Below are 24,579 nucleotides of genomic sequence, written 5' to 3'. Positions count from 1 at the left end.
GGGATGATCCGGGCCGCGGCGGTCAGTCGGCGGCGGGCAGGCAGCCGCCGTCGGCGGTCAGGCTTCCGTATTCGACGTGGTAGCCGTGGGTGGGGCTCAGGTAGCCGAGGATGCACGCCTGGCCGGTCCAGTTCGCGATCGTGAAGCCGTCGCCGAAGCCCACGTCGTGGGTGGCCGGCTTGCGGACCGTCGAGTCGGGCAGGCCTTTCGCCGTCAGGGCCTTGGTGATCGAGGCCTGGTCGAACTTCTTCGCCTTGTTCAGAGCCTTCAGGGCCTCCTCGGCGGACACCGCGCACTTCACCGCGCCGGGGATCGCCGCCTCCGGCAACGGCTTGCGGTCGAGGTACATCCGGTTGGCCCGCATCTGGCGCTGCATCATCTCGCCGCGGTAGGCCTCGTCGAGATTTTCGTCGGCCGGGTGCGTCAACGGGCTGGTGTGCGGCGGCTCCGCGGTCACGGCGGTGGTGACGGCATGCTTCGGCGTCGGCTTCACCTTGCTGACCGTGCACGGCAGCTCGTCCTTGGGCGGCGTCGTCGTGATCACCGGCACCGGTTTCTCGGTGGCCTCGCCCTGCGGGCTCGAACCGGGCTTGGCGCAGGCCGCCACCGCACCGCCGAGCATCAGAAGAAGGGCCGCCCCGCCGAGAACGGCAGATCGTCGGAAATGCATGTATCCCCCGTTTCTTTCGGGGGCGACCCTACCTTCCATGCGCACCTATCGATCTGGTGGCACCACCAGCGGATGGCGGAACTCGTCGCTCGCGGCCAGCCGCTCCATCGCTTGCAGATATTGGTCGTGGGTGATGTCACCCGCGGCCACTTGAGCGGTCAGCACGCCCTCCGTGCTGGCCGCCACCTCGTCGGGCGGCGGCGCGACCTCAGCACGCCAGGGCCGCGCGGCCGCGGGCTCGCGGACACCCCGCGACCACACCGCCACGCTGCTGACGGACAAGACGAGCACAGCAAAAGCAAGGAGAAAGACCATCCCCCGTCACCTCCTGGCCCCCATCCTGCCCGATTCGAACACATGATCGAAACCCCTTAGTCAGGTTTGGGTCATAGTCAAAGTGCTGCACTAATCAGAGGTTGAAACCGCCGGAGACCTCGATGTCCTGCGCGGTGATCCACCGCCCGTCGCCGCCGACCAGCGCCGCGACGGCAATGCCCACGTCCTCCGGCTCACCCAGCCGGCCCAGCGCCGTCTTGGCGGCCAGACCCGGGATGACCTCGGGAAACCGCTCGAACGCGTTATCCGCGATCCGGGTCCGGGTCGAGCCGGGCGAGATCGAGTTGACCCGGATGCCGCGCGGGCTGAGCTCCTTGGCCAGATAGCGGGTCAGCGTGACGAGGCCGCCCTTCATCGTGCCGTACGCGGAGTAACCGGGGGTCAGCCCGGAGAGTGACGCCGAGCCACTGGCGATGTTCACGATGGCGCCGCCGTCGGCGAGCAGTGGCAGCAGCGCCTGGGTCAGGAAGTACGGCCCCTTGAGCAGCACCCGCAGGAGCCGGTCGAAGTCGTCCTCGGTGGTCTCGGCGAACATCGCCATGTGCCCGAACCCGGCGTTGTTGACCAGATGGTCGAAGGTGTCCCGCTGCCAGGTGTCCCGCAGCGCGGCGGCGACCGCGTCACGGAACGCCGGGAATGTCGCGGACCGGCCGATGTCCAGCGGCAGGGCGACGGCCACCCCGCCGTCCTTCTCGATGGTGGTCACGGTGTCGCGCGCGCCGGCCTCGTTGCCCTGATAGGTGAGGATCACCCCGGCCCCGCGCTTGGCGATCTCGATGGCGGCACTCTGCCCGATTCCGGAGCTGGCTCCGGTGACGATTGCTACTGACATGACTCAAGGAAACCAGCCTGGCCTGCGGAAACGTTAGAACGATCCGGGCCCTCTCTTGCCCGATCCTCCCAACATACTTTGCCTATATGCTGAGTGGAATAAGGGAGGATCCATGCCGAGTCCCGAACTCCTCTGGTACATCCCGAACCAGGTGCTGCCCGGCCATCGCGGCGACGTCGTCACCGGCGATCACAACAGCCTGGACACCCTCACCGAGCAGGCGCGGGCGCTGGAGGCGTACGGCTGGGGCGGCGCCCTGCTCGGCACCGGCTGGGGCCGGCCGGACACCTTCACCGTCGCCACCGCCCTGGCCGCCCGGACCACCACGTTCCGCCCGCTGATCGCGATCAAGCCGGGCTTCTGGCGGCCGGCCAACTTCGCCTCGGCCGCCGCCACGCTCGACCACCTGAGCAACGGCCGGGTGCTGGTCAACATCGTCTCCGGAAAGGACAACCTGCGGGCGTACGGGGACAGCGAGGGCGACCAGGCCCAGCGCTACGGCCGCACCGCCGAGTTCATGCGCCTGGTGCGCCGCCTCTGGACCGAGGAGAACGTCACCTTCCACGGCGAGCACTTCCACGTCGACAACTCCACGGTGGTGGCCCGCCCGCTGATCCGCCGCCCTCCGCTCTATTTCGGAGGCGCCTCCGAGGCCGCCGAACGGGTCGCCGCCACCGAGGCCGACGTGCAGCTGTTCTGGGGCGAGCCGCTCGACGGCGTGGCCGAGCGCATCGACCGCCTCCGCAAGCTCAGCGCCGGCCTGGGCCGCGAGCACGCCCCGCTCGAGTTCGGCCTGCGCGTCACCACGCTCGTGCGCGACACCACCGAGCAGGCGTGGGCCGACGCCGAGGCGCGGGTGGCCCGGATGCGCAAGGACGACAACCCGCACCCGTCGGTGGGCCAGCAGCGCCTGCTCGACCTGACCGCCCGCGGCGAGGTCCTCGACGACAACCTCTACACCGCCCCCGGCCGGTACGGCGGTGGCGGCGCCGACACCACCTGGCTGGTCGGCTCGGCCGCGGACGTGGCCCGCTCGCTGCGCCGCTACCGCGCCCTCGGCATCACCCACTTCGTGCTCTCCGACACGCCCTACCTCCCGGAGATCAGGCGTCAGGGCGAGCAGCTCCTGCCATTGTTGACCGAGTCCTGAAAGGAAATTCCCGACCATGCCCCAGGTGTACGCATATACCGCGCTCGGCGGCCCCGAGGTGGAGACGTTCCTCGACCTCCCGATCCCCGAGCCCGGCCCCGGTCAGGTGCTGATCCGGGTGCGCGCGGCCGGCGTCAACCCGGTCGACTGGAAGAAGCGCACCGGCTACCGCCCGGCCGGCGCCCCGGTGCCCGAGGTGCCGGCCGTGTTCGGCGGCGAGGCCGCGGGCGTGGTCGAGCGGGTCGGCGAGGGCGTCACCGACCTCGCCCCCGGCGACGAGGTCTTCGGCCAGACCGTAACCGGTGGCTACGCCGAGTACGCGCTGCTCCCGGCCGCCCTGACCGCCCGCCGCCCGCCGGTCGTCTCGTTCGAGGACGCTGCCACCCTGCCGATCGCCGCCGCGACCGCCCACGACGCGCTCGTCCAGCTGGACCTGCCGCCCGGCTCCACGCTGCTGATCATCGGCGCGGGCGGTGGCGTGGGCGTGGCGGCGGCGCAGATCGCCCGGCGGCACGACCTCACCGTGATCGGCACCGCAAGCCCCGCCAAGAAGGACTTCGTCGAGTCGCTCGAGGTGGTGCCGGTCGAGTACGGCGAGGGCGTGGCCGACCGGGTCCGCGCCGCCGCGCCGCAGGGCATCGACGCGATCCTCGACCTGGTCGGCGGCGACGAGCTGGAGACGCTGGCCGCCCTGCTGGCCGACCGCACGAAGCTGGTCTCGGCGGCCGACCGCGCGACGGTAGCCCGGCTGGGCGGCGCCCCGGTCGAGCGGGCCCGCACCCGGGCGGTGCTCGAGCAGGTCGCCGCCTGGGTGGCCGACGGCCTGCTCAACCCGCGCGTGGTCGAGGTCTTCACCCTCGCCGAGGCCCGCCAGGCCCTGCGCCGGGTCGAGGACGGCCACGCCCGCGGCAAGGTCGTCATCACGGTGCCGGCCTAGAAGCTCAGCCGCGCCACTCCTTGGCCAGCAGCTCGAACGAGCGCACCCGGTCGGCGTGGTCGTAGGTCATGGTCGTGACCAGCAGTTCGTCGGCGCCGGTGACCCGGCGCAGCGTCTCCAGGCGCTCCACCACGGTGGCCGGCGAGCCGGCGAACTGCGTCGCCACCCGGTCGGCCACCAGCTTGCGGTCGTCCTCGGTCCACTCGAACCGCTGCGCCTCCTCGATGCTCGGGTAGGGGATGGCGCCGGCCCCGGTGCGCACGCTGCGCACCCAGAGCGGATAGGGAATCGCCAGGTGGCGGGCGGTCTCGTCGTCCTCGGCCACCAGCACGTCGGCGGACACCATCACGTGCGGCTCGCTGAGCGTCGCGGACGGCCGGAAGGCCTCGCGGTAGGCCTCGACCGCTTCCAGCACCCGGGCCGGCGCGACGTGGTAGTTGGCCGCGAACGGCAGCCCGCGCGCCCCGGCCACCCGGGCGCTCTCCCCGCCGCTCGATCCCAGGATCCAGATCTGCAGGTCGGCGCCCTCCCCCGGCACCGCCCGCGCCTCGTTGCCGAGACCGTCGGTGTAGGGCCCGGCGAGCAGGGTCTGGATGTCGCTCAGGGCGGCGGCCAGGTCGGCCGGTTCGGCGCCGGGCTGGGTCAGCAGCTTGGCGAACAGCGCCGAGCGAGCCGACCGCAGGATCGGCTGGAACGAGAACGACTCCGGGATGAGCAGGCCATCCACGACGCGAGAGGACGTGACCTCGACCTCGGCCGGTTCGGCCAGGACCGACTTGCGGCGCTGCGCCGACCGGCCCAGCCCGAGGTCGAACCGCCCCGGATACAACGCGTCCAGCATGCCGAACTGCTCGACCGCGCCGAGCGGCGTCAGGAAGCCGGTCTGCACCGCGCCGGAGCCGAGCCGGATGTGGTCGGTGACCGCGGCGATCTGCCCGAGCAGCAGCGCCGGCTGCGAACTGGCCACGCCCGGCGTCAGGTGGTGCTCGGCCACCCAGTAGCGGTGGTAGCCGAACTGCTCGGCCTGCCGGGCGAGGTCGAGCGTGCGACGCAACGCGTCCCCGGCGGTGCCGCCGGAGACGAGCCCCGCCAGGTCCAGGATCGACAGCGGTACGGTCATCGGTTTCTCCCTACAGGTGTTTCCAGGGTGGGCACCGCGTCGAGCAGGGCGCGGGTGTAGTCGTGCGAAGGCTGATGGAAGACCTCGTCGACGGGGCCGGACTCGACCACCGCGCCGTCCTTCATGACCAGGACCCGGTCGGCGAGGTGATGCACGACGCCGAGGTCGTGCGAGATGAACAGCAGCGCGGTGCCGTCGGTGGCCCGGATGTCGGCGAGCAGGTCGAGCACCTGCGCCTGCACCGACACGTCGAGCGCGGACACCGGCTCGTCGCAGATGATCAGAATCGGCCGGGGCGCGAGGGCGCGGGCGATCGCGACCCGCTGCCGTTGCCCGCCGGAGAGCTGGCGCGGGTGGCGATCGAGCACGTCGGGGCCGAGCCCGACCCGGTCCAGCAGCGGTTCCACCGGCACCCCGCGCGGGAGCGCCTCGGCGACGATCCGCCGCACGGTCCAGCGCGGATCGAACGAGGACAGCGGGTCCTGCGAGATCAGCTGGAGGCGGCGGCGCCGTGAACGACGCCGCCGCTCCGGCACCCCGGACCAGGGCGCCCCCTCGAACGTCACGGTCCCGGAGGTCGGCGCGACCAGCCCGAACAGCAGCTGGGCGACGCTGGTCTTGCCCGACCCGGACTCCCCCACCAGCCCGACGATCTCGCCGCGCCGCACGGTCAGATCGACGTCCGCGACGACGGTCTGCTTGCCGTACCGCTTGCGCAGCCCGCGCGCCTCGATCACCGGCTCGCCCACCGGCTCCGCCGGACGGATATGACCAACTTCGGCCAGGCGTCTCCCCCGCGTCGCTGCCGACGGCACCGCTGTGAGCAATTCTTTGGTGTACGGATGATCCGGCGCCGAAAGCAGCGTGGCCGTCCCGCCGTTCTCCAACACCACGCCATCCCGCATCACCAGAACGCGGTCCGCGAGTCGCGCCACCACGGCCAGGTCATGGCTGAGGAGCACCGCCGGAACGGCGAGAAAACGGTGCCGCATCTCCACCTCCAGAAACAGACTCCCTTTTTCCTATAGCTTAAATAGGATATAAGCAAGGGGTGCGGACGAGATCAATGACTCTGATTGTCTGCCTGGCTGCCGGGTTCACCACGCTGCTCGATCAGGCCGGCCTCAACACCGCCGTCCCGGCGCTGCGCAGCTCGCTCGGCGCCGGGCCGGACGCGGTCGGCTGGATCATCGCGGGCTATTCGCTGGCCTTCGGGCTGGCCCTGGTGCCGGGCGGCCGGCTGGGTGACGCGCACGGCCGGAAGTGGCTGTTCGTGGGCGGGATCACGGTGTTCAGCTCGGCCGCGATCGTGGCCGGCACCGCCCAGCACCCCTGGGTGATCGTGGTCGCTCGGCTGGTGCAGGGGCTCGGCGCCGGCACGGTGAAACCACAGTGATCGGCATCATCCAGGAACTGTTCGACGGGCGGGAGCGGACCCGGGCGCTGGGCGCCTACGCGATCGTCGGCGGTGATCGGGCCGTTCGTCGGGGGCGTGCTGATCGGCACGCTCGGTGACGCGTACGGCTGGCGCTGTGTCCTGCTGTTGAATGTGCCGTTCGGGCTGCTCACGGTGCCGCTGGCGATCAGGTGGTTCCCCGCAACGGCGTGGTGATCGCGATGTTCCAGTTCGGCGCGAACCTGTCGGCGACCCTGCAGGAAGCGCTTGCTGGTCGGCGCTGCGGGCCGCGCTGACCATGCTGCCGAGCGCGGTCACGTTCGCGGCCGCCTCGGCGCTGGGCCGGCGGGTGGTCGGCCGGTACGGCCGGGTCAGCGTGTTCTGGGCGCTGATCGGCTCGCTGCTCGCGGTGACCGCCGCCGGGCTGGTCGTGGCCCACGCCCCGGCCGCCCACCTCGAGCCCGCGCTGATGGCCACCCAGTTCGTGCTGGGCGCGGCGAGCGGCCTGATCGTCTCGCCCAACCAGGCGCTGACGCTCGCCCACACCCCACCCGGCGCAGCCGGCTTGGCCGCCGCGTTCCTGCAACTGGCGCAACGCACCTCGGCGTCGATCGGCCTGGCCGCGGTGGCCGGCGTGGTGCTGGCCACCGCAAACACGCCGGACGGCACACCGGTGGTGCACGGCCTGACCATCTGCGCAGCGATGCTCGCGGCCGGCGCACTGGTCGCCTGGCGCGACAGCCGTCCAGCGCGCGACGGCCGCTCAGCGCGTCGAGCGGGTCGCGACGACGTCGTGGCCGGTGTCCCAGAGCAGCGTGAGCAGGGCTCGCTCGGACGCCGAGTCCAGCCCGGCGACGACAACCGTCGTGCCGGGGTCCCCCGGTCGCATGCTCACCTCGCCGAACCGGCTACGGATCAGCTCGACCAGCGAGTCCGCGAGCCGGCCCGTGACACTGAGCTCGAAGCGTGACACCAGCGCCTCCCTTCGCCGCAAGGGTGCACCGCCGCCCGGGATGAACGCACCACCCGGCGACCGGAACCACCCGGGGTAGCTCAGATGAGGCCGAGGCGGCGGGCGGCTCGGACGGCGTCCTGGCGGCCGCCGACGCCGAGCTTGCGGTAGAGGCTTTTGTTGTACGCCTTGACCGTGTTGATCGACAGGAACAGGGCCGCACCGATCTCGCGCTGGGTGGCGGTGCCCGGCAGCATCCGCAGGATCGACAGCTCCCGGTCGGTGAGTTCCTCGGCGAGGGCCCCGGTTGCGCGGGCGGCGGACCGGCCGATCCGGTTCTCGGCCGCCTCCAGCCAGCCGAGCAGGAACGGCGCTACCGGGTCGTTGTCGGCCACCTCCCGGGCCCGCACCAGCGCGGCCCGGGCTCCGGCGCGACTGCCCGCGGCGAGCTCGGTGTCGGCCAGGAACAGATGACCGAGGACCTGGTAGTGCGGGTGTCCGGCGATCTCGGCGAAACGCAGTCCGCGGGCCAGCGCGACGGCGGCCGACGGTGCGTCGCCGCGTTGATAGCGGCGGCGGCCCTCGACCAGGCGGGTCGTCATGACCAGGTGGGCGGCCGCGGCCTCGCCCCACTCCTGCTCCGCCGCGTCGGCGGCCGGGACCGCGTCGGCGAGCAGCCCGTCGAGCTCGTCGTGCGCCTGGAGCGCCAGGAGGTGGAGGCTCAGCTGGCCGGCCACCTGCAGGTCCACGCCGCGCGACCACTGGCCCCGGCCGCGCATCCGCCAGGTCTCGGCGAGCAGCCGCGCGCCGTCGGCGAATCGCCCGGCCAGGCCGTAGGCCACGCCCAGTGACATCAGGGCGACCGGATGGTCTTCCGTGCCGGCCGCCGCCTCCAGGGCTACCGACCGCTCGGCGAGAGCGACCGCCTCGGTGGGATCGGCCGGGTCGGTGGCGAGTAGCCCGCGCAGGCTGAACTCGGCGGCCCGAGGGCTCCGCCAGCCCTCGACGACGGTGTCCGGGCCGATCTGCCGGGCACAGACGTCGAGCCAGTGGGCGACCCGGTCCCGGTTGCCGCTGACCTCGGCGGCGTAGGTCAGGTTCAGCGCGAGCTGCGGCGTCACCGCCGTCTCGGGCAGTCGTTCGCCGAGCGCCTGGTAGGTCGCCGCCCAGCCGCGGGCGAGGAACCACTGGTGCCGGTCGGCGAGCGGGCCGGCCGCGGCCTCGTCGTCGCCGGCGTCGAGGAAGCAGCGGATCGCGTCGTCGGGCCGGTCGTGCTGCTCGAACCAGCCGGCCGCGCGGCGCAGCACGACCCGGGTGACGTCGCCGGGCTCGAACTCCGGTGACCAGCCCAGGGCGTTGCGCAGCAGGCGGTGGCAGCGGTACCACTCGTGGCCGGCGTCGAGCGCGACCACGAACAGGTCGGCCCGTTCCAGCTCGGCGAGCACGGCCGCCGATCCGTGCACGCCGAGGGCGGCGTCGCAGAGCGAACCGGACAGCAGTTCCAGCGGGGCGGCCCGCACCAGCAGGTCACGCTGGGCCGGGGTGAGCGACGGCAGCACCTCGGCGGTGAAGTAGTCGAACAGGTGCCGGTCGTCGGCCCGGAGCGGCCGGCGCCCGCGCAACGCCAGGCCGGCCAGTTGGAGCCCGGCCGCCCACCCTTCGGTCTGGTCGGTCAGAGCCGCGGCCTCGGCGGCGGCCACCTCGGTGGCGGCCACCGCCGACAGCAGGGCGGCCGACTCGTCGCGGGAGAAACGCAGGTCCTCGGCGCGCAGCTCGGTCAGCTCGCCCCGCACCCGCATCCGGGCCAGTGGCAGCGGCGGGTCGGCGCGGCTGAGCAGGACGACGCGCAGGGCCGGCGGCAGGTAGGTGACCAGGAACTCCAGGCTGTCGTGGAGGGTCCGGTCGGTGATGACGTGGTAGTCGTCCAGGACGAGGACGTGCTCGGCCGGTGACGCGGCCAGCTCGTTCAGCAGCAGCGGCAGCGCCTGCGACATCAGCCCGTCGCCGGCGGCCAGCAACGCCTCGGCCGCGGCCGGGCCGAGGTCGCTCACCTGGCGCAGGGCGGTGAGCACGTAACTCCAGAACCGGACCGGCTCGTCGTCGTTCTCGTCCAGCGACACCCACGCGACCGGTGTGCCGGTGGCCGCAGCCCACCGGCTGACCAGGCTGGTCTTGCCCCACCCGGCGGGCGCGGCCACGACGGTGAGCTTGGTCGCGGTGTCGAGGCGGCTCTCCAGGCGGGTCCGGGGCACGACCGCGTCGCGTACCGGCGGAATGGTGTGTTTGACCGCCAGCAGTGGAGTGGACACGTCGGAAGTCTGGCACCCCGGGTGCTTCCGGCCAACGGGTGCTGCGTGGCCACCCGGGTGATCGCGAGTCTGGGCCCCATGCAGACCGTTCAGGAGCCCGCCGCCCCGACGACATCGGAACCACAGTGGACCCGCCGGAACCTCCTGCGAACCGGCGCCGCCGCCGTGGTCGTCGCGGGAACCGGCGCGCTCGGCTACCGGGTCTACGACACCGCCGTGCTCAGCCCCGGCCGGGGCGACGCCTACGACCCGTGGCAGCACTGGCGCGACGAGCCCGGTCTGCTCGGCGCGGTCGGCGCCGCCGTTCTGGCCGCCAGCCCGCACAACACCCAGCCGTGGATCTTCGGGGTGCGCGCGGACGCGGTCGACGTGCTCGTCGACGCCACGCGCGGAACCGGCACGGTCGACCCCTACCGGCGCGAGCAGCACATCGGCGTCGGCTGCGCGATCGAGAACCTGGTGCTGGCCTGCCGGGCCCGCGGCCTGGAACCCACCGTGACGCTGCTGCCGGACGACTCGCGCCTGGCCACGGTGGCAGTTCAGCCGGGCCGCCCGGCACCCGATCCCCGACACGACGCGATCGGCGAGCGACACACCAACCGCGGCCCCTTCGAGGCCCGGGCCGTCCCGCCCGAGACGCTGGCCGGCCTGGTCGATCCGACCGGGACGGCCGGCCTCGCGGTGCGGTGGATCGCCGAACCGGCGCCCCGCGCGGCGCTGAGCCGACTGCTGAACGACGCGGCGGCTGCCCTGGTCGCCGACGAGCAGCAGTCGCTGGACAACTTCGCCTGGTTCCGCTCGCACGACGACGACATCCAGCGGCACCGGGACGGTCTCACGCTCGGCGGCCAGGGGTTCGGCGCGGTCAAGCTGGCGCTCGCCAAGCTGCTGCCGGCCTCGTCGCGCGCCGCCGGCGACCAGTTCTGGCTGAAGCAGACGGCCGACGTGCACACCGCGACGGCCGCGGCCTACGGCGTCATCACCACCGGCACGCCCGACGACCGGGCCACCCAGCTGACCGCCGGGCGGCTGCTGGAGCGCATCCACCTCACCGCGACCTGCCAGGGCATCGCGCTGCACCACATGAACCAGATCACCGAGCGGATCGACCGGGAACGCAGCGCCGGCGCGACCCCGGCGTTCGCCCCGCGGTTCGCCGAGCTGCTGCCACCGGGCGAGCAGCCGCTGCTGACGTTCCGGGTCGGTTACCCCCGGCGCCCGGCCGCACCGAGCCCACGCCGGGCCACCGACCAGGTCATTCGATAAACACACGAACGGAGATCGTCATGATCGAGCAAACCACCGTCGCGATCGTCGGCGCCGGGCCGACCGGACTGCTTCTCGCCGGCGACCTGGCCCGAGCCGGCGTGGAGGTGACCGTGCTGGAACGGCGGGGCGCCGAGTCCAACCTGACCCGAGCGTTCGGCGTCCACGCCCGCACCCTCGAGCACCTCGACGCCCGCGGGCTGGCCGACGAGGTCATCGCCACCGGCGCGCCGGTCGACCGGCTCCGGCTCTTCGACCACCTGCGGATCGACCTGTCCACGCTGCCGACCCGATTTCCGTACCTGCTGATCACGCCGCAGTACAACGTCGAGCGGGCCCTGGAGAAGCACGCGGTGGCGGCCGGGGCGCGGATCATCCGGGATGCCGAGTTGACGGCGCTGCGCCAGGACGAGGACGGCGTCGACCTGACCGTCGGCGGCACGACGATCCGGGCGGATTACGCCGTCGGCGCCGATGGCGTGCACAGCGCCGTACGGGAAGCTCTGGGTCTGCCGTTTCCCGGCCGGGCCGTGCTCACCTCGATCATGCTCGCCGACGTGCGCCTCGCCGATGCGCCGGCGGATGTGCTCACGGTCAACGCGGTCGGTGACGCGTTCGCGTTCGTGGCGCCGTTCGGCGACGGCTGGTACCGGATCTTCGCCTGGGACCGCCTCAACCAGCTACCGGACACCGCCCCGCTGACCCTCGACGACATCCGCGACGTGACCCGGCGCGCGCTCGGCACCGACTTCGGCCTCGCCGAGGCGCGCTGGATGTCGCGCTTCCACAGCGACGAGCGGCAGGCGCCGCACTACCGGCAGGGCCGCGTCTTCCTGGCCGGGGACGCCGCGCACGTGCACTCACCGGCCGGCGGGCAGGGCATGAACACCGGCCTGCAGGACGCCGCGAACCTCGGCTGGAAACTCGCCGCGGCGGTGCGGGGCCGGGCGCCCGACGGGCTCCTCGACACCTACGAGAGCGAGCGCCACCCGGTCGGCCGGCTCGTGCTGCGCAGCAGCGGGGCGATCATCCGGATGGCGATGGTCCGGTCGCGGGCCGGGCGGCTGGCCCGCAACGTCATCGGCGGCACCGCGCTGCGCCTGCCGCCGGTGGCGCACAAGGCCGCGGGCACGATCTCCGGCATCGGCATCGACTACCCGCACGCCCCGCGGGCCGCGGACTGCGCGCTGCGGGACGGCCGGCGGCTGTACGAGGTGCTCCGGGACGGCAGGTTCGTACTCCTGGCGCCGCCCGGTTTTGAAAGCCGGGAGAAGCACATCGAGCTCGCCACGCCGACCGACGCCGCCACCGGATTGACCCTGGTGCGCCCGGACGCCCACGTCGCCTGGCGCGGCGACCCGGCCGGTCTGCCCGCCGCGCTCGACCGGGCGATCCGTCGTTGACAGGGCGATCCGTCGTTGACAGGGCGATCCGTCGTTGACAGGGCGATCCGTCGTTGACAGGGCGATCCGCCGTTGACAGGGCGATCCGTCGTTGACAGGGCGATCCGCCGTTGACAGGGCGATCCGCCGTTGACAGGGCGATCCGCCGTTGACAGGACGATCCGCCGTTGACAGGGCGATCCGCCGTTGACAGGGCGATCCGCCGTTGACAGGGCGATCCGCCGTTGACAGGACGGTTAAAACTATATAGCCGATAGGACTTGTAAGCATTGCGGAAGCGGTCATAGCGTGGCCGGTGTGGGCAATCGCCCGGCCCGCTGATCGATGGGACGTGACATGACTTCTGCGTTGCACCTCGCGGTTGCGCTGGATGGCACCGGCTGGCATCCGGCCTCCTGGCGCTCACCGGGCGCCCGGCCCGCCGACCTCCTGACCCCTGGCTACTGGGTCGATCTGGTGAAGGAGGCCGAGGCGGGCACGCTCGACTTCGTCACCATCGAGGACGCCCTCGGCCTGCAGTCCGACCGCCCCGACGGCCCCGACGAGCGCACCGATCACGTCCGCGGCCGCCTCGACGCGGTGCTGATCGCCTCCCGGGTCGCGCCGCTGACCTCGCGCATCGGCCTGGTGCCGACCGCGACCGTCACCCACACCGAGCCGTTCCACCTCTCCAAGGCGCTGGCCACGCTCGACTACGTCTCGCACGGGCGGGCCGGCTGGCGGGTGCAGGTCTCCGGGCGCGCCCACGAGGCCGGGCACTTCGGGCGGCGCACGCTGCCGGTGCTGCGGCCCGGGGCGTACGACTCGCCGGCCGCGGCCAAGGTGGTCGAGGAGCTGTTCGAGGAGGCCGGCGACTACGTCGAGGTGGTGCGGCGGCTCTGGGACAGCTGGGAGGACGACGCGGAGATCCGCGACGCCGCCACCGGCCGCTTCATCGACCGGGCGAAACTGCACTACATCTCGTTCGACGGCAGGTACTTCAGCGTCAAGGGCCCCTCCATCACACCCCGGCCCCCACAGGGACAACCGCTGGTCACGGCGCTGGCGCATGCCTCTATTCCGTACGCCTTCGCGGCGCACTCGGCCGATCTCGCCTACGTGACCCCGGGCGCCGCCGACCACGCCCGCAAGATCGTCGCCCAGGTGCCGCTCCCGCACGTCTTCGCCGACCTGGTCGTCTTCCTCGCCGACACCGAGCAGGCCGCACGCGATGCCAAGGAGCGGCTGGACACCCTCGACCGCGCCGTCTACACGTCCGACGCCGCGATCTTCACCGGCACCCCGGCTCAGCTCGCCGATCTGCTCCTGGACTGGCAGGCGGCCGGGCTCACCGGCTTCCGGCTGCGGCCGGGGCGGCTGCCCGACGACCTCGTGCAGATCACCCGCGGCCTGGTGCCGGAGCTGCGGCGACGCGGCGCCTTCCGGACGGCGTACGAGTCGTCCACCCTGCGCGGGCTGCTCGGCCTGGACCGGCCCGCCAACCGCTATGTCTCGCGTGTCGACGAAGGAGCCCGCGTTGCCTAAGCAGATCCACCTCGCCGCGCACTTCCCGGGCGTCAACAACACCACCGTGTGGAGCGATCCGCGCGCCGGCAGCCACATCGAGTTCGAGTCGTTCGTGAAGCTCGCGCGGACCGCCGAGCGCGCCAAGTTCGACTTCTTCTTCCTGGCCGAAGGGCTGCGGCTGCGCGAGCAGGGCGGCCAGATCTACGACCTGGACGTGGTCGGGCGGCCGGACACCTTCACCGTGCTGGCCGCGCTGGCCGCGGTCACCGAGCACCTCGGCCTGGCCGGCACGATCAACTCGACCTTCAACGAGCCGTACGAGGTGGCCCGGCAGTTCGCGTCGCTCGACCATCTCTCCGGTGGCCGGGCCGCATGGAACGTGGTCACCTCGTGGGACGCGTTCACCGGGGAGAACTTCCGGCGCGGCGGCTTCCTGGCCGAGTCGGACCGCTACAGCCGGGCCACCCAGTTCCTGGCCACCGCGGCCGAGCTCTTCGACTCCTGGCCGGCCGGCGCGATCGTCGCCGACCAGGAGTCCGGCGTCTTCCTGGCCGACGGCTCGGCCGGCAGCTTCCGGCACACCGACGAGCACTTCGACATCGCCGGGCGCTTCAACGTGCCGCGCAGCCCGCAGGGCCGGCCGGTCATCCTGCAGGCCGGCGACTCGGACGCCGGGCGGGAGTTCGCCGCCGCCACCGCCGACGCCATCTTCAGCCGGCACGGCACCCTGGTCGAGGGGCAGAAGTTCTACGCCGACGTGAAGCGCCGGCTGCCGGCCTACGGCCGCGATCGGGACTCGCTGAAGGTGCTGCCGGCGGCCACCTTCATCCTCGGCGACACCGACGCCGAGGCCCAGGAAAAAGCCGCGGTGGTACGCCGTCAGCAGGTCAGCGGCGCGACGGCGATCAAGCTCCTGGAGCAGTTGTGGAACCGGGATCTGAGCTCCTACGACCCCGACGGTCCGCTGCCGGCGATCGACCCGGACGTCTCGGACAGCCACATCGCGAAGGGGCGGGCCAGCGTGCGGATGCACCGCGATCCGGTCGCCACCGCCCGCGAGTGGCGTGCGAAGGCCGAGGCGGAGAAGCTGTCCATCCGCGACCTGATCGTCGAGGTGACCAACCGGCAGACGTTCATCGGCGCGCCGGCCACCATCGCCACCGAGATCAACGACCTGGTCCAGCAGGACGCGGCCGACGGCTTCATCCTGGTGCCGCACGTGACGCCGGACGGCCTCGACGAGTTCGCCGACACGGTCGTGCCGCTGTTGCAGGAGCGCGGCGTGTTCCGTACCGAATATGCCGGACCCACCCTGCGCGACCACCTCGGCCTGGCGCTCCCCCGCTGATTGTCGTCAGGCCGGGGTTGCCCCGTAGACCAGCCGCAGGATGGCGTCGGTGAGGGTGTCGACCAGCTCGTCCTCGTCGTTGGCGGCCGGATCGGCGAACGCGTCGGCGAACGTCGTCAGCCGTAGTTTGATCGCCATCGTGGCGAGCAACGCGGGCGGGCCTTGCACGGTGAGGCCGGCCCGCGCGTCGCGTTCGATGCGGTGCCCGAACGCCGAGCAGCCCTCCTCGACCAGCCGCTCACGCACGCCCATCACCTCCGGCCCCGGATCAGGGGCGAGGAACACCTCGCGCAGCCAGCGCCCTTCGACCTTCCAGCGCTTGAGGGACAACATCAGTCCCTCGCGCAGGGCCGCCCGGTCGAGGCCGTCGGAGTCGAGCCACTCCTTCATGTCGGCGTCGGTCTGGCCGATCGCCCGGTCGCTCAGCGCGGCCAGCAGCGCCTGCTTGGACTCGAAGTAGAAGTAGAACCCCGAGCGCGCGATGCCGGCCGCCCCGGCCAGCTCGTCGATCGTCACCTGGCCGATCGGTTTCTCGCGCAGCACCACCCGGGCGGCGTCGAGCAGGGCTTGCTCCCTCTGATCACCCTTCGTGGGGGCGCGGCGGCTTCCGATGGCAGGCACACCGCGATCGTACCTGCTGCATTCGACATCACATCTTTGGTTTTCGACACAGTGTTGAGAATGCTCGCCAGCGAGTCTACGTTCGGATCCATGCCTCTCCAGTCGTCACGCATGGCCCTTCCGGTCTCGTGCTACGTCGTGCTATTGGTGTCTGCACTGCAGACCCTGGTGGTGCCGGTCGTCTCGAACATCCAGGCCGACCTGGGCGTCTCGGCCACGTCCGCGAGCTGGGTCGTCACCGCCAACCTGCTCGCCGCCGCGGTGCTGACCCCGATGCTCGGCCGCCTCGGCGACCTGTACGGCCGCCGGCCCGTCATGCTCGGCGTCCTGGTGATCGTGCTGGCCGGCTCGGTGCTCGCCGCCACCACCTCCAACCTGCCCCTGCTGCTGGTCGGCCGGGTCATGCAGGCCGCCAGCTTCGGCCTGTTCCCGCTGTCGATCGGCGTGCTCCGCGAGGAGCTGCCGGCCAAGCGGCTGACCGGCGCGATGGCCACGGTCAGCGGCATGCTCGCGGTCGGCGCCGGCCTGGGGCTGACCGTGACCGGCCTGCTCATGCAGAACGGCGGGGATTACCACCAGCTGTTCTGGCTGGCCACCGGGCTGAGCCTGATCGGTGTGCTGGGCGTGCTGACCCTGCCCCGCCGCGCGGCCGTGGCCACCGGCACGCTCGACTGGATCGGCGCCGGGCTGCTCGGCCTCGGCCTGGTGCTGCTGCTCATGCCGCTCGAGGAGGGCAACAGCTGGGGCTGGGGCTCGATCAAGGTGATCGGCTCGCTGATCGCGGCCGTCGTCGTGCTGGTCGTCTTCCTGCTGGCCGAGCGCCGGATCAGTCAGCCGCTGGTCACCACCCGGATGCTGACCCACCGCCCGCTGGTGATCGCCAACGTGGCCGGCCTCTTCCTCGGCTTCTCGATGTTCGCGATCTTCCTGGCCGTCTCCTACCTGGTGCAGACGCCGCCCGCGATCACCGGCTACGGCTTCGGCTCCACGGTGCTGGCCGCCAGCGTCGTCTACCTGCTGCCGGGCACCGCCGCCGGGGTGTTCACCGCCCCGCTCGGCGGCCGGCTCGTCGGCCGCTTCGGACCGAAGAACACCCTGGTGACCTCGGCCCTGCTCGCCTTCGCCGGCTTCGGGATGCTGATCTTCCTGCACTCCGCGACCTGGGAGATCATCGTCGGCGCGTTCGCGGTCAACACCGCGGTCATGTTCGGCTACGCCGCACTGCCGGCCCTGCTCATCGCGAACGTCTCCCCCGCCGAGACCGGCATCGCCAACAGCGTGAACTCGATCTCCCGCTCGATCGGCATGTCGCTGGGCACCGCGTTCGTGGTCACCATGCTGACCCGCAACCTGATCCCCGGCGCGCCGGTCCCGCTGCCGCACGAGTCGCAGTACACCGCGGTCTTCGTGACCGGCGCCGTGCTCGGCCTGATCGCCGCGGCCCTGGTCGCCTGGGCCCTGCCCCGCAACCGCCCGGTCCCGCTGACCACCCTGGAGGTCGAGGAGGAGGAGATCTTCAGCGCCGCCGGCCTGGAGGTCCCGGCCGACCTGGTGGCGAAGCAGCGCGGGTAATCCCGTTGGCAGCAGCGCGGCCCGGCACAGACAAGTGCCGGGCCGCGACCTTATGGGGTCGATGTGCTGATCGGCAGACTGCGCGTCAGCGGACCACGGTCACCGGGCAGCTCGCGTACGCCGCCACGTGCTGGCTCACCGAGCCCATCACCAGGCCGGCGAAGCCACCGTGGCCGCGGTTGCCCACCACCAGCAGGTCGGCGCCGGCCGACTCCTCGATCAGGACCTTGGCCGGCCGCCCCTGCTTGACCGCCGGGGTCACCCGCACCGGCGGGTCGTCGCCGAGCTCCTCCTTGATGACCTGGACGAGGTCTTCCGCGGTGCGCTGGCTGGTGTCGGGCACGTAGTGCTCGGACACGCTGACGCTGCCCGCCGGTGGCAGCAGGGTGTGCTCCCAGACGTTGAGCACGACCAGGTCGGCGCCGTGATCGGCCGCCTCGGCCGCGGCCCAGGCCAGGGCTTTCCGGCTGCTCGGGGATCCGTCCACGCCGACCACGATGGACCGCCATGCGCTCATCGCCGCCCCCTTCCCGGGGTGATGGTGTCCTCACGCTAATGCACACATCGACACATCGACACCCCCAGTTGCGGCCCGGTCACAATCGGTTTAGCGTCCAAACAGATGTGATCTGGATCTCATGGCTGGAGGTTGCCGTGGCCACGACGACAGTCGAATCGGTCTCTCCCGAATCCGGCCAGGACGAACGCCGGCCACTGATGGACAGCCGGGCGCTGCTGATGATGAACCTCGGGTTCTTCGGGGTGCAGTTCAGCTTCGGCCTCACCCAGTCCGCGGTGAACCCGCTGTTCCTGCTGATCGGCGCGAACCCCGACCAGCTCCCGATCCTCAACCTGGCCGGCCCGGTCACCGGCTTGATCATCCAGCCGCTGATCGGCGCGATCAGCGACCGCACCTGGCATCCGCGCTGGGGCCGCCGCCGCCCGTTCATCACGGCCGGCGCGCTGCTCTGCGCGGTGATCCTGTTCCTGTTCCCGTTCGTCGGGGTGCTCTGGCTCGGCGTGATCTGCTTCTGGCTGCTCGACATCGGCAACAACACGTCGATGGAGCCGTACCGGGCGTTCATCTCCGACCGATTGCCGAAATCGCAACTGGCTCGTGGCTTCCTGACGCAGAGCATGTTCACCGGCGCCGGCGCGGTCCTCGCCAACGTGTCGCTGTTCCTCCTGCAGAAGGTGAACGCGCTCGACAAGACGGCCGGGAACGGCGTGCCGTACTGGATGTTCGTCTGCTTCATGATCGGGACGATCTGCATTCTGGTGTCCGTCCTGACCGCCATGGCGCGCACCAGGGAACTGACACCGTCGGACGAGGAACTCGAGGAGATCCGGACTGCGCCTCGGGGCGCGGCCGACGCCGTACGGGAAATTGCTTCTGCGGTAAGGGCGATGCCGGTCGCCATGCATAAGATCGGCGTGGTTTTCGCTTTTCAGTGGTACGCGATGTTCGTCTATTGGCAGTTCCTGGCGGTCAGCCTCGGCGAAACGGCGTTCAACGCGAACCCCGAGCAGGGCGGATCGGGCTGGGACGCGGCGATCGCGTGGAGCGGCCTGGAGAACGGCGCCTACAACTTCGTCACCATGATCTCGGCGCTGTTCCTGGTCATCGCCGCCCAGCGAATCGGCGCCAAGCGCGTGCACGCGATCTCACTTGCCCTCGCCGCCGGCTCGCTGATCTGGCTCGCGCACATCGGCAACCAATACGTCGCGCTCCTTCCGATGATCGGCATGGGCATTTTCTGGGCCAGCGCCGTCGGCGTGCCCTACCTGATGGTCGCCAGCATGGTTCCGGCCAAGCGCACCGGCGTCTACATGGGCATTCTCAACATGATGATCGTCGTGCCGATGCTGGTGCAGACGGTCACGTTCGGCTGGATCTTCAACCACTGGCTGGACGGCAAGGGCAGCAACGCGATCCTGCTGGCCGGCGTGCTGCTCGGCATCGGCGCCATCGCGATGCTCTGGGTCAACCCGCCGGCCGAGGCCGACGAGTCGCCGATCATGCCGCTGGGCGGAAAGCGTTCGATCACGGTGTACGACCGGGTCGTCGTCGGCTCGGACGGCACCCCCACCAGCCTGTACGCCGTGGACCGCGCGGCCGAGGTGGCCCAGGCCGCCCAGGCCCGCCTGGTCGTGGTGACCGCCTATTCGTCATCGGCGCCGTCCTCTTCCGTTGCCGGCGCACACCGGGACATCCACGGCGTCGACGCGGCCCGGGAGGCTCTCGGCAAATCGGTCACGGCGCTGACCCGGGAACGGGCCCGATTCATCGACCAGCGCCTCGTCGACGGCGATGCCGCGCAGGCGCTGCTCGACGCGGTCGGCAACGATCCCGCCAATCTCATCGTCGTCGGCAACCGCGGGCTGGGCGCGGACGAGGGACAGATGCTGGGGTCGGTGCCCGCGGCGGTTGTCCGCCGGGCCATCTGCGACGTGCTGGTGGTGCAGACGTCGGCGCTCGACGAGGATCGGGTGTTCACTGCAGGTGCTCGTCCAGCACGCCCAGAACCTGATACAGCAGAGCCGCCGCCCGGGCCGGATGCTGATCGATGATCCGGCGGGCGCGGTCCAGCCGGGCGGCGAGCTCCGTGCGGTCTCCCTCCGCCACCTGATCGAACGCGGCGTCGGCGTCGGCCAGCAACTGATGGACGAAACCGAGCGGCGGGCCGGACCGCCCGGTCTCGCCGCCGGTCACGTAGGTCGCGGTCACCAGGCCGCAGACCAGGCGATGGGCGTTACGCCAGTCGGTGGTCGACGCGCCGTCGGGCAGGTGGTCCCAGACCAGGCCGGCCAGGTCGGTGAATTCGCGGCGCAGTTGCTCGCTGTTCGTCGTCGCGGCGGCGTTGAGGAGGACATCGAACAGCACGGCGGTGAAGTCGGGGCCACGATGGCTGCCGGTCCGGCCCGGGTCAGCGAACGACAGCTCGATCCGATGATCGTCGGGCGCGGCCACCGGCGGTGAGCCGTCGGTGTGCGGCGGCCGGACGATCTCCTGCCGCGCGGCGAGCCGGCCGAGAATCCGTAGCAGATAGGCGAACCCGAGATCGGTGTTTCCGAAGCTCGCAGCCAGGTTGTGCACCAGGATTCCGGCAATGACCACGCTCGTGTAGTCGGCGTGGTCACTCGGCCAGGGCAGCCGCTCGAGCGGCCAGCGATGATCTCCGAAGGTGGCGAGCCGTGACCAGTAGAACCGCGCCAGTTCCATCCGCAGCTGCAGCGCCTGAGCGAGTCTTGCCTGTTCCGGGTCGAGCAACCCGAGGAGACGAGTTCGTGTCGACGTCAGCTCCCGGACCACGTCGAGCACCAGCCAGGTGAAGTACGGGTCCGCGACCGGCGCCGCCAACCCTTCGGCCTGCCTGATGCCCGACGCCGAGGTCTCGATCTGCGGCGCCCCGGCGATCGGCCCCCACGCCCAGCCGCACGAGACGTAGCTCCGGTCACCGGATCCGGGTGGGGCGACGCTGCCGACCGTCACGTCCTCGAGGAGCCTGGCCCGGAGCTCCGCGATCTCCGATCGGTACTCGCCGAGAACGGCCCGCAGGTCCCGGTGCTCCTGCTCGATCAGCCGGTGCAGAGCGGTGCCGGAGGGCGACTCGTCGTCGAAGAGGGTCACCGCGAAGCTACGCAACAGGCCGATCATGGCTACGGAGAGCCGGACGCTCGCGAGTTTCTCGAGCCGCTCGGCCTCGGCCGTCGCGCTGTCGTCGGAGACCTCCGAGCGAAACACCCGGCCGAACCCGATCGCGGCCAGGGACATCTGAATTCCGATCGCGAAGGACTCAACGACCTCGACCCCCTCCTCTCCGGCCTCGAACGTCGGCCTTCCCTCCACGTCGGCGTAGCGCGTCATGTAGGCGGTCTGCGCCCGGATCAGCCGCAGCGGCGCGGAGTGGCGGTCGCCGATGATCTGGAGCGGCTCCAGTGCTTCCTCGCTGGTCGCGTCGGGGACGTCGATCCGGTACCGCGGCTCCTGCGTCGCCGGCCAGAGGAGGCACAGCAACTGCCGGGCGTCACTGACCGAGTTGCTCTGCGCCGGCCCGCCGAAGATGTAGGCGCCGTCCCGGAAGGAAAAGCGGGCCACCGTGCGCCAGAATTCGAGGATCTCCCGATGTGGTTGGAGCGTCACGACGCCGTTCCTCCGTCCCCGGTCCAGCTCAGCTGGGCCGCCTGGCGCTCCTGAGGGCTCAGCGAATGCCGCGGCTGGCGCGCGGCGAGAGCCAGCAACTGTTCCAGATCGGTGCCGTGCGGCCAGATCCATCGCATTACCGGTACGTCGACGACGAGCCGGCCGTCGGCGGTGAAGGCGAGGCCGGTCACCGGCCCGGCTGACTGCGGAGTCGCGTGGAGAAAGGCGCAGTCCCGGCCCCAGAGCCAGACCGATCCGCTGCTCGTGCCGGTCGCGAAGCGGCCGTCGGGCGCGAACGCGGCCGCCGTGATGCCGGCGGCGCCGCTGGTTCGCAATACCTGCCGCGAACCGTCCGGCTCGATCACCTCGACCAGCACGCCGCTGCGCACCATCGTCCGCCCGCCCGGCACGGCGGCGAGAACGCGGCCGTCGGCGTCCCGTTCCCCGGCCGCCACGATTCCGTCCACGGTTCCGCCGGCCGGCACGACCTGGAGGCGGCGGCCGTCCGGGTCCCAGATGCGCACCGTGCGGTCGAACGATCCGGTGGCCAGCCGGCCGTCCTCGTCGAAGGCCACGGCCGAGACCGGACCGGTGTGGCCGGTCAGCACCTGCGGCGCCGCGGTGCGCACCACTCGCACCACGCCGTCGTCGAGACCGCAGGCAAGCCGGCCGTCCTTCGCGAAAGCCAAGGCGGTCACGGTGCCCGGATAGGCCGCCCGGAAGTCGACCTCCCCGGCGGCGTCCCAGACCACGACGCCACCGTCTCGACCCGCGGCGGCTATGCACCCGCCAGGGCCGGCCGACACCGCGAACACCGCATCATGGTGCCCGCGCCGCCTGCCGATCTCCCGTCCCCGCGCGTCCCAGACCTGGACGGCGCCGTCACCGAAGCCGGCCACCAGACCGCCGTCGGCCGTCACCGCCATGGCATAGACCGGGCTGCCTCCGCGGTGGAACACCGTCGCGTCGCCCAGCTCGCGGTCCGTCACCCGCACCGACCCGTCACCGGCGCTGATGAACCATCGGCCGTCCGGAGTGCCGGCGAGCCGCACGATGCCCCAGCCCGCGATCCGCAGCACACCGGTCTCCCGACCGCCGGCGTCCCAGCTCCGGACGGTGCCGTCCATCGACGCCGCCGCCAGCCCGCCGTCCGGATCGACGGCCACCGCCGTGACGGAGTCCGGAAGCCCGCCGAGGTCCGGCGCGTCCGACCGCTCCACCACTCCGTCCGCGCCGCCCACCACCAACCGGCCCGACCGGTCGAAGGCGAGCGCGGTGACGCCGGAAGAGCAGCGCAGCACGCGAACCAGGCCCTCGGCGAGGGCCAACTCCAGGGCGGACACGGCGAGCGTGGTCGGCGACAGTTCGGTGCACGCGGCCAGGGCGAGAGCGAGAGCTGTCTCCGGCGCGCTGGGCAGCATGGTCATCGCCTCGCGAGCGACCAGGTCGGCCCGGCGGTCCAGTTCGCCGGCCTGGTTGCGCTGCGACTCGTCGAGGAACTCGCGCAGCTCGGCCGGCAGACCGTGGCCGTCGCCGGCCCAGCTCAGCGCGTCGACCAGGCGTGCCCCGCTGATCAGGTACTCCGGGTTCCGGTCGGCGCGCAGCCAGGCCCGGGCCATCGGCGACAGCTCGGTGAGGCGGCGCAGGTTCTCCTCGTGGGCCACGATGTGGTCGCTGAGCGGCTGCCACTGGCGCAGCAGGGCCTCGTGCGCGATGTGATAGACGGCCTCGTCGTCGACGGCGTCACTGACCAGCAGCCGGGCGTCGACGAACGCCTGGACCACGCGCCGCTGCCGGTCGTCGAGCGACGAGGAGCGTACCGGCTGGCGGGTTGTTGCCCCGCCGGGGCTGATGGTCACGAACCGCAACAGGGTGTCCAGGCAGAAGTCCAGGGTCTCGCCACCGAGCTCACCCACCGCGGTCTGCGCCTGCCGGGTGATCGCGCCGGACACGCCGCCCCCGGCCTGGTACTCCCGCCAGGTGATGTGCCGGTCCCGCGCGGCGCTCCGATAAAGGTCGCTGAGCAGGTAGCTCAACAGCGGCAGCGCGTCGCCGCCGCCCGCGTCCCGGACGATCTCGTCGACCAGGCCGTCGTCGAACTCGGTGGCGGTCAGCCGGGCCGGCTCCTTGACGACCTCCCGGATCTCCCGGGCGCCCAGCACGTTGACCATCAGCGGCTGCCGGAAGAGGTCGCGGCCGGGCCCGTGCTGGAACGCGCCGACCGTGTCCGACCGGACCGTCGCGACGATCCGCAGCCGTGGATCCCACTCGAGCATCGCCTCGAGCATCGCGAGAAAGGAGTGCCGGTCCTCCTCCACGCAGAGCGTCACCGCCTCCTCCAACTGGTCGATCACCAGCAGGAGCCCGCGCGATCCGGCACGCAGCGTCGCCAGCGCGGCGAGCGCCGCCTCCGGCCGGGGCAGCGGATCGCCGGCCTGGGCCGCTGTCCGCACCGCGCCGGCCTCGACGGTCACGCCGAGCACTGCGGACAGCTCACCGACTGCGTTCCCACCCGGCGTGAACGGCTCGACGATCCGCACCTCGGATCCCCGCAGGGCCGGCAACAGTCCGGCGAGCACCAGCGACGACTTGCCCGAACCGGACGGCCCGACCACCGGGACGAAACGTGCCGACGGGGCGCGCGCCTGCCGCACCCGGTTCACCAGCTCCTGCACCTCGGTGCGCCGGCCGAAGAACACCCCGGCCCACCTCTCGGTGTACGCCAGCAGGCCCGGATAAGGATTGTCGCCGGTCCACTCCGGACGCGTGACGCCGCTGCGCAACATCACCCACGCGGCCCGCGCCCCCACCCCGGCCAGCAACAGGACGCCGATCAGCGGCGCGTGCTCGGCCACCGGCCGCAGGGCGCTCGGCCAGTGCTCCGGATCGCCGGTGACCAGATTGGTGATCAGACCCATGCCGGTGCCGAGAAGGAAGACACCAAAACCCGTCCGGTGGTCACCCAGCCTCGGCCGGCGCATCCAGAAACTCCGCCCTGTCGCGTCCTGTTCCTCAGG

The 24,579-nt window shown here is 71.7% G+C and carries 21 protein-coding genes; 11 read left to right on the top strand and 10 right to left on the bottom strand.

Annotation, left to right across the window (positions count from 1 at the left end; translation table 11 throughout):
• Positions 1-22: 22 nt before the first annotated feature.
• The 3 genes from AB0E90_RS35840 to AB0E90_RS35830 all read right to left on the bottom strand — a co-directional run bounded on the left by AB0E90_RS35840 (position 23) and on the right by AB0E90_RS35830 (position 1,838).
• Entirely contained in the window at positions 23-670 is a 648-nt protein-coding gene (locus AB0E90_RS35840; RefSeq protein WP_360415863.1) for a hypothetical protein, read from the bottom strand.
• 45 nt (positions 671-715) lie between these two features.
• Entirely contained in the window at positions 716-985 is a 270-nt protein-coding gene (locus AB0E90_RS35835; protein ID WP_360415861.1) for a hypothetical protein, read from the bottom strand.
• A gap of 94 nt (positions 986-1,079) precedes the next feature.
• Positions 1,080-1,838: an SDR family oxidoreductase gene (locus AB0E90_RS35830; protein ID WP_360415859.1), complete on the bottom strand. Its 759-nt coding sequence runs from the start codon at positions 1,836-1,838 to the stop codon at positions 1,080-1,082.
• 112 nt (positions 1,839-1,950) lie between these two features.
• Here AB0E90_RS35830 and AB0E90_RS35825 point away from each other — a divergent pair, with 112 nt between their 5' ends.
• Entirely contained in the window at positions 1,951-2,988 is a 1,038-nt protein-coding gene (locus AB0E90_RS35825) for an LLM class flavin-dependent oxidoreductase (RefSeq protein WP_360415857.1), read from the top strand.
• A gap of 25 nt (positions 2,989-3,013) precedes the next feature.
• Positions 3,014-3,925 (top strand): NADP-dependent oxidoreductase, encoded by a 912-nt coding sequence (locus AB0E90_RS35820; RefSeq protein WP_360415855.1) that lies wholly within the window; start codon positions 3,014-3,016, stop codon positions 3,923-3,925.
• 4 nt (positions 3,926-3,929) lie between these two features.
• Here AB0E90_RS35820 and AB0E90_RS35815 read toward each other — a convergent pair whose 3' ends face one another.
• The gene (locus AB0E90_RS35815; protein WP_360415853.1) at positions 3,930-5,045 is read right to left on the bottom strand and encodes an LLM class flavin-dependent oxidoreductase; all 1,116 of its coding nucleotides are present in this window, start codon (positions 5,043-5,045) and stop codon (positions 3,930-3,932) included.
• Positions 5,042-6,037, bottom strand: a complete 996-nt coding sequence (locus AB0E90_RS35810; protein ID WP_360415851.1) for an ATP-binding cassette domain-containing protein — start codon at positions 6,035-6,037, stop codon at positions 5,042-5,044. The genes AB0E90_RS35815 and AB0E90_RS35810 overlap by 4 nt, the downstream gene beginning before the upstream one ends.
• A 74-nt stretch (positions 6,038-6,111) precedes the next feature.
• Here AB0E90_RS35810 and AB0E90_RS35805 point away from each other — a divergent pair, with 74 nt between their 5' ends.
• The 3 genes from AB0E90_RS35805 (at position 6,112) to AB0E90_RS35795 (ending at position 7,411) form a co-directional block, all read left to right on the top strand.
• On the top strand, positions 6,112-6,441 hold the full coding sequence (locus AB0E90_RS35805) for an MFS transporter (RefSeq protein WP_360415849.1): 330 nt from the start codon (positions 6,112-6,114) through the stop codon (positions 6,439-6,441).
• Between the two features lie 72 nt (positions 6,442-6,513).
• Positions 6,514-6,657, top strand: a complete 144-nt coding sequence (locus tag AB0E90_RS35800; RefSeq protein ID WP_360415847.1) for a hypothetical protein — start codon at positions 6,514-6,516, stop codon at positions 6,655-6,657.
• Between the two features lie 82 nt (positions 6,658-6,739).
• Positions 6,740-7,411 (top strand): MFS transporter, encoded by a 672-nt coding sequence (locus tag AB0E90_RS35795; RefSeq protein ID WP_360415845.1) that lies wholly within the window; start codon positions 6,740-6,742, stop codon positions 7,409-7,411.
• A gap of 83 nt (positions 7,412-7,494) precedes the next feature.
• Here the strand turns inward: AB0E90_RS35795 and AB0E90_RS35790 are convergent, their stop codons facing one another.
• Complete coding sequence (locus AB0E90_RS35790; protein WP_360415843.1) at positions 7,495-9,702, bottom strand: LuxR C-terminal-related transcriptional regulator; 2,208 nt, start codon at positions 9,700-9,702, stop codon at positions 7,495-7,497.
• A gap of 78 nt (positions 9,703-9,780) precedes the next feature.
• On the opposite strand from AB0E90_RS35790, the gene AB0E90_RS35785 reads away from it, so the two are divergent.
• The 4 genes from AB0E90_RS35785 (at position 9,781) to AB0E90_RS35770 (ending at position 15,225) form a co-directional block, all read left to right on the top strand.
• The gene (locus tag AB0E90_RS35785) at positions 9,781-10,968 is read left to right on the top strand and encodes a hypothetical protein (RefSeq protein WP_360415841.1); all 1,188 of its coding nucleotides are present in this window, start codon (positions 9,781-9,783) and stop codon (positions 10,966-10,968) included.
• A 20-nt stretch (positions 10,969-10,988) separates the two neighbouring features.
• Positions 10,989-12,371, top strand: coding sequence for an FAD-dependent monooxygenase (locus AB0E90_RS35780; protein ID WP_360415839.1), 1,383 nt, complete (start codon positions 10,989-10,991; stop codon positions 12,369-12,371).
• 336 nt (positions 12,372-12,707) lie between these two features.
• Complete coding sequence (locus tag AB0E90_RS35775; protein ID WP_360415837.1) at positions 12,708-13,895, top strand: LLM class flavin-dependent oxidoreductase; 1,188 nt, start codon at positions 12,708-12,710, stop codon at positions 13,893-13,895.
• Entirely contained in the window at positions 13,888-15,225 is a 1,338-nt protein-coding gene (locus tag AB0E90_RS35770; RefSeq protein WP_360415835.1) for an NtaA/DmoA family FMN-dependent monooxygenase, read from the top strand. Before AB0E90_RS35775 ends, AB0E90_RS35770 begins: the two co-directional genes overlap by 8 nt.
• 6 nt (positions 15,226-15,231) lie before the next feature.
• Here AB0E90_RS35770 and AB0E90_RS35765 read toward each other — a convergent pair whose 3' ends face one another.
• Complete coding sequence (locus tag AB0E90_RS35765; protein ID WP_360415833.1) at positions 15,232-15,846, bottom strand: TetR/AcrR family transcriptional regulator; 615 nt, start codon at positions 15,844-15,846, stop codon at positions 15,232-15,234.
• Positions 15,847-15,993: 147 nt separating this feature from the next.
• Here AB0E90_RS35765 and AB0E90_RS35760 point away from each other — a divergent pair, with 147 nt between their 5' ends.
• Positions 15,994-17,418 (top strand): MFS transporter, encoded by a 1,425-nt coding sequence (locus AB0E90_RS35760; protein WP_360415831.1) that lies wholly within the window; start codon positions 15,994-15,996, stop codon positions 17,416-17,418.
• An 85-nt stretch (positions 17,419-17,503) separates the two neighbouring features.
• Here the strand turns inward: AB0E90_RS35760 and AB0E90_RS35755 are convergent, their stop codons facing one another.
• A complete protein-coding gene (locus AB0E90_RS35755) occupies positions 17,504-17,935 on the bottom strand; it encodes a universal stress protein (RefSeq protein ID WP_360415829.1) in 432 nt (143 codons plus the stop codon).
• Positions 17,936-18,072: 137 nt separating this feature from the next.
• Here AB0E90_RS35755 and AB0E90_RS35750 point away from each other — a divergent pair, with 137 nt between their 5' ends.
• The gene (locus AB0E90_RS35750; protein ID WP_360415827.1) at positions 18,073-19,989 is read left to right on the top strand and encodes an MFS transporter; all 1,917 of its coding nucleotides are present in this window, start codon (positions 18,073-18,075) and stop codon (positions 19,987-19,989) included.
• Here AB0E90_RS35750 and AB0E90_RS35745 read toward each other — a convergent pair.
• Both AB0E90_RS35745 and AB0E90_RS35740 read right to left on the bottom strand, forming a co-directional pair.
• Complete coding sequence (locus AB0E90_RS35745) at positions 19,913-21,562, bottom strand: SCO2524 family protein (protein WP_360415825.1); 1,650 nt, start codon at positions 21,560-21,562, stop codon at positions 19,913-19,915. The two genes, AB0E90_RS35750 and AB0E90_RS35745, sit on opposite strands and share 77 nt — an antisense overlap.
• Positions 21,559-24,543, bottom strand: a complete 2,985-nt coding sequence (locus tag AB0E90_RS35740; protein WP_360415823.1) for an AAA family ATPase — start codon at positions 24,541-24,543, stop codon at positions 21,559-21,561. The genes AB0E90_RS35745 and AB0E90_RS35740 overlap by 4 nt, the downstream gene beginning before the upstream one ends.
• Between the last annotated feature and the right edge of the window lie 36 nt (positions 24,544-24,579).

The organism is Actinoplanes sp. NPDC026619 (genome assembly GCF_040638295.1).
Lineage (GTDB): Bacteria > Actinomycetota > Actinomycetes > Mycobacteriales > Micromonosporaceae > Actinoplanes.
The sequence above is the reverse complement of the archived record's forward strand: the minus strand, read 5'-3'. Positions and strand labels throughout refer to the sequence as shown.

Excerpts from the sequence above, each read along its gene's own strand:
- AB0E90_RS35780 (WP_360415839.1), top strand. The coding sequence starts at position 10,989 with ATGATCGAGCAAACCACCGTCGCGATCGTCGGCGCCGGGCCGACCGGA.
- AB0E90_RS35825 (WP_360415857.1), top strand. The coding sequence starts at position 1,951 with ATGCCGAGTCCCGAACTCCTCTGGTACATCCCGAACCAGGTGCTGCCC.
- AB0E90_RS35785 (WP_360415841.1), top strand. The coding sequence starts at position 9,781 with ATGCAGACCGTTCAGGAGCCCGCCGCCCCGACGACATCGGAACCACAG.
- AB0E90_RS35835 (WP_360415861.1), bottom strand. The coding sequence starts at position 985 with ATGGTCTTTCTCCTTGCTTTTGCTGTGCTCGTCTTGTCCGTCAGCAGC.
- AB0E90_RS35810 (WP_360415851.1), bottom strand. The coding sequence starts at position 6,037 with ATGCGGCACCGTTTTCTCGCCGTTCCGGCGGTGCTCCTCAGCCATGAC.
- AB0E90_RS35805 (WP_360415849.1), top strand. The coding sequence starts at position 6,112 with ATGACTCTGATTGTCTGCCTGGCTGCCGGGTTCACCACGCTGCTCGAT.
- AB0E90_RS35775 (WP_360415837.1), top strand. The coding sequence starts at position 12,708 with ATGACTTCTGCGTTGCACCTCGCGGTTGCGCTGGATGGCACCGGCTGG.
- AB0E90_RS35740 (WP_360415823.1), bottom strand. The coding sequence starts at position 24,543 with ATGCGCCGGCCGAGGCTGGGTGACCACCGGACGGGTTTTGGTGTCTTC.
- AB0E90_RS35830 (WP_360415859.1), bottom strand. The coding sequence starts at position 1,838 with ATGTCAGTAGCAATCGTCACCGGAGCCAGCTCCGGAATCGGGCAGAGT.
- AB0E90_RS35755 (WP_360415829.1), bottom strand. The coding sequence starts at position 17,935 with ATGAGCGCATGGCGGTCCATCGTGGTCGGCGTGGACGGATCCCCGAGC.
- AB0E90_RS35815 (WP_360415853.1), bottom strand. The coding sequence starts at position 5,045 with ATGACCGTACCGCTGTCGATCCTGGACCTGGCGGGGCTCGTCTCCGGC.
- AB0E90_RS35840 (WP_360415863.1), bottom strand. The coding sequence starts at position 670 with ATGCATTTCCGACGATCTGCCGTTCTCGGCGGGGCGGCCCTTCTTCTG.
- AB0E90_RS35795 (WP_360415845.1), top strand. The coding sequence starts at position 6,740 with ATGCTGCCGAGCGCGGTCACGTTCGCGGCCGCCTCGGCGCTGGGCCGG.